1 protein-coding gene and 1 pseudogene are annotated in these 1,112 nt (G+C 40.4%); both read right to left on the reverse strand.

Going from position 1 to position 1,112, the window contains the following annotated elements; all coding sequences use genetic code 11:
* Nucleotides 1-59 precede the first annotated feature (59 nt).
* Nucleotides 60-203 (reverse strand): annotated as a pseudogene (locus ABF638_RS38090) (transposase); the annotation flags it as partial.
* Nucleotides 204-233: 30 nt separating this feature from the next.
* A partial coding sequence (locus tag ABF638_RS38095) for a hypothetical protein (RefSeq protein WP_435027904.1) occupies nucleotides 234-1,112 on the reverse strand: 879 nt, incomplete at its 5' end.

Below are 1,112 nucleotides of genomic sequence, written 5' to 3' on the forward strand. Positions count from 1 at the left end.
AAGAAGGCTTCTTAGTTGTACTGAGTTTTTTCATAAATCAAATATGAGTCCTATAGCTTGCGAATTCTGCTTTTTAAAGTCGCCCAACACTTTTCAATCCAATTGAGGTCTGGCGAGTAGGGCGGCAGGTAAACTAGCTGACACCCGGCGGCTTCAATTAATTGGGCAATCCGACCGCCATGATGAAACGTCGCATTATCTACTTTCGGACAAGTCTAATGCAGTGTTGGCAATTAATTTCTTAAAGATTCGGATGTAATCTGAGACAGATTAGCATATTTCCAATTGCCACCCTTTGTTATGTATAGTTCGTAAATGTTTCCATCCGTACCAACATAAGCCACCTGTTTACTATTAAAAGTCTTTGAATCATAGCTGCTAATTACACTAACTGCTCGTGGCGCACCACCAGCAATCTGAGACAGATTAGCATATTTCCAATTACCATCCTTTGTTGTGTAGAGTTCGTAAATGTTTCCATCCTTGCCAACATAAGCCACCTGCTTACTATTAAATACCTGTGAATCATAGCCAATAATTCTACCAACTGCTGCGGGTGCGCCACCGACAAGCTGAGATAAATTAGCATATTTCCAATTGCCATCCTTTGTTATGTATAGTTCGTAAATGTTTCCATCCGTACCAACATAAGCAACCTGCTTACTATTAAATACCTGTGAATCATAGCCAGTAATTCCACCAACTGCTGCGGGTGCGCCACCGACAAGCTGAGATAAATTAGCATATTTCCAATTACCATCCTTTGTTGTGTATAGTTCGTAAATGTTTCCATTCTTACCAATATAGGCAACTTGCTTACTATTAAATACCTGCGAATCATAACCACTAATTCCACTAACCGCTGCGGGTGCGCCACCGACAAGCTGAGACAGATCAGCATATTTCCAACTGCCACCCTTTGTTATGTATAGTTCGTAAATGTTTCCATTCTTACCAACATAGGCAACCTGCTTACTATTAAAAGTCTTTGAATCATAACCACTAATTCCACCAACCGCTTCGGATGCACCACCAGCAATCTGAGATAAATTAGCAAATTTCCAACTGCCACCCTTTGTTATGTATAGTTCGTAAATGTTTCCATTCTTACC

Origin of the sequence: Nostoc sp. CALU 1950 (genome assembly GCF_051172895.1) — a bacterium.
GTDB lineage: Bacteria > Cyanobacteriota > Cyanobacteriia > Cyanobacteriales > Nostocaceae > Nostoc > Nostoc edaphicum_A.